The organism is Martinezella lusitana (genome assembly GCF_016901135.1).
Taxonomy (GTDB): domain Bacteria; phylum Pseudomonadota; class Alphaproteobacteria; order Rhizobiales; family Rhizobiaceae; genus Rhizobium; species Rhizobium lusitanum_D.
The window spans coordinates 1-2,775 of sequence record NZ_JAFEVL010000012.1 but is presented as its reverse complement, the minus strand read 5'-3'; the positions used below and the strand labels follow the sequence as shown (position 1 = coordinate 2,775).

Below are 2,775 nucleotides of genomic sequence, written 5' to 3'. Positions count from 1 at the left end.
TCGTGGCCGTAAAACGAGCGGTCAATCGCGAGGCGCGAGTGCTCTTAGCTTTTCCGAGGAAGCTGTAAGGGAAGAATTCAGAGAATTGCGACCCCAAGCGATGAAGCTTCGCTTTCACAACGACCAATTCAGGAAAATGCTGGGGCGAGTTGGCCCGCTGAGGAGCCAAGCGCTCTTTGCCACGTTCAGAGTAAAGTCCCGCCGCAAGACCGCATTGGGTGATCGTACGAAGACCACCGGTTTATCAAGAAACTGGCCCGCGAGATAAAGGGCTTCAAATCCTTCCAGTCTGCGTCAGCAAATCTGGAGTGCATCGAAGTAGCCTAAATAACCCACAAACACCAAATTCCAACCAGCAGCCAATCGGCATTTCGGCAACTCACTGCACTCGCAGCTTAATTTTGTCCAGCAATTGCCGCTTCGGCGGCTTTTTCCGAAAGCTTGCGACAAAGCCCGTTAGACGTCCCGCGCCTTGCTCCTTTCCTAAAAGCAGATCAAAGTATCGCTATGCTCCGTCTCCCGTGAGACCCAGTCCTGGATGCGAAATGGCCCTTTTCGAAAGTCTCTTGGTACTCTTGGCACTCGCCGTGCTCTTGCTGCAAGTGTCCAGACGTTTCGCGATACCATATCCGTCGATCCTGGCATTGGCAGGGCTTATGGTCGCCGCTTTGCCTTCCTCTCCGAAAATAGCCGTAGACCCCGATTTGGCGCTCGCTCTTTTCATAGCGCCCGCCTTGCTCGGCGCTGCGTATGACATTCCGCCACGGGCCCTGCGAAAACATTGGCGGCATCTGATAGCTCTTGCTGGAGTTGCGGTTCTGCTAACCACTGCTGCTGTTACCTGGATCGGCATGACGTTTGCGGGGCTGCCCCTTGCCGCTGCGATAGCACTTGGCGCGATCGTCGCACCGCCTGATGCTGCCGCGGCGACGGCCATACTGGGTCAGTTGGCATTGCCGCGAAAAACGGTCCTGGTTCTCCAAGGAGAAAGTCTGCTCAACGATGCGGTCACCTTGCTGGTGTTTACGGCAGCCGTTGGGGCACAGGTGGCGGGCGGAATCACTCTTGGCTTCGCCGCTCAAATTATGTTCGCAGCACCAGCTGGAATAGTTTTTGGTATAATTGTCGCAAAGCTCTACGTGGCGGTCGCTCCACGTCTGAAGGGAACGCTTGCCGGAACGCTATCCGAATTTGCGATGACCTTCGGAGTCTGGATTGTTGCCGGTCATCTTAAGATTTCGGCGGTGCTGGCCGTCGTGGCGTACGCTATGGTAATTTCGCACCATATTCCGCGGCGTCAATCGGCCAGAGACCGTATTCATTCTTACTCGGTTTGGAACACGGCGGTATTTCTGCTCAATATCGTGGCATTTCTATTAATGGGACTGCTGACACGGCAAGTGGTTCTCCAATTACCCCGAGACCAGATCTGGCCGTCTCTTGGTTTCGCTTCGTTGGTCTTCGCAACGGTCGTGCTGGTAAGGATTGCGTGGGTTGTAGCTTACAATCGCGTCGTCAGCTTTTGGGGGACGAGGCGCGGTGGCGTTGAAGCGCCCACTCTCGCGGTGGGGATTGTCATGTCTTGGTGCGGAATGAGGGGCGTGGTCACTTTGGCCGCCGCGCTTGCTCTTCCACTTGAGTTTCCGCAGCGCGAACTCATTCAGTTAAGCGCCCTCACGGTCGTGATAGGATCTCTCGTTTTACAGGGTATGACCCTGGCACCGCTCGTAAAGGCTTTGGGGTTTGCCGCTGATGGCTCGTTCAAACAAGAGCTCGCCGCGGCCCAAGTGCAATTACTGGACGTCGCCCTATCAAAACTTGAGGGTGCTTCCGACCCGGACAGCGAGGCATTGAGGGAGATTTACCTCTCAGAGAAAGAAAGCGCGTCGCGAGGCGATCATCCCCGTGAAGAGAGCGGTAGTGACGCAATAAAGCGCCGGCACATCCACGCACAGCGTCAAAGACTGACAGAGATGCGCGCGACTGGAATGATCGAGGATGACATTTACCACGCCCTTGAAGGAGAATTGGATTGGGCAGAAATGGCGGTATCTCCGCCGGAAAAGTTCGAAATCCTAGAGGGGTAGTCTTCGGGTAGTCTTCTATTCCGCGCCAATGGGGTCCTGAAGATATTTGTTAATCTCGATTTTATGCCTGAGTTATGTTGAATTCCGCCGTGATTCCCCAAAGTGGGGTCAATGTTCGGTGCTGATTGACAGGCATATCCCGCCGTCGTCATCCCGACCACATATTCGCCGTTCTCCTCCGGCGTGAAGGTGGCGGTGAGCCGTGCGGAAAAATTCAAGCGATCCAGCCTTTGGGACGTATCGGGCGAAACATGTCGTTTGGCACTTAATCGTAAGAATGCGGCCGTGTCGTAGACGATTTCGTGAAGAGTATGAGAAGCTGGCGATGTACGATCAGAGCGCCGATTTTACCGGATTTAAATCAGGGCTTTTTGCGCGGTCTTGCCTTCTTCGGCTGTGCGGATGCTTCGACCGCGTCGCTGACTTCTTTTGCCAATCGCAGTTCGCGCAGTCTCAACGTCTTTAGGTTGCGCGCGCTGTTCCGCGCATCGATCAATGAATTCGCGGCCTCATTCGTCGCGTCCCATTTTGAAGTCGCAGACGGTCTTTTGCTCAGCTCTTCGTGAGCGTCCGGCGAAAGCATTTTCGCTTGCTTGGGCGGCCGAAGCTATAGGAGGCGCTTCACCTCATCTGCCATGACGCGCTCGATCATGTCGGGATCGCATTGTTCATCGACGAGGAAATGGCG

Annotated in this window: 2 protein-coding genes; one reads left to right on the top strand and one right to left on the bottom strand. The window is 55.0% G+C overall.

The features are described 5' to 3' along the window. Positions 1-545: 545 nt before the first annotated feature. Positions 546-2,087, top strand: a complete 1,542-nt coding sequence (locus JTP94_RS05710) for a sodium:proton antiporter (protein WP_204849574.1) — start codon at positions 546-548, stop codon at positions 2,085-2,087. Positions 2,088-2,448: 361 nt separating this feature from the next. Here JTP94_RS05710 and JTP94_RS05705 read toward each other — a convergent pair whose 3' ends face one another. After that, positions 2,449-2,670, bottom strand: coding sequence for a hypothetical protein (locus JTP94_RS05705; RefSeq protein WP_204849573.1), 222 nt, complete (start codon positions 2,668-2,670; stop codon positions 2,449-2,451). Positions 2,671-2,775 lie beyond the last annotated feature (105 nt).

What these genes read in the sequence shown, in the direction of transcription:
- JTP94_RS05710 (WP_204849574.1), top strand. Translation starts at nt 546, where the DNA reads ATGGCCCTTTTCGAAAGTCTCTTGGTACTCTTGGCACTCGCCGTGCTC.
- JTP94_RS05705 (WP_204849573.1), bottom strand. Translation starts at nt 2,670, where the DNA reads ATGCTTTCGCCGGACGCTCACGAAGAGCTGAGCAAAAGACCGTCTGCG.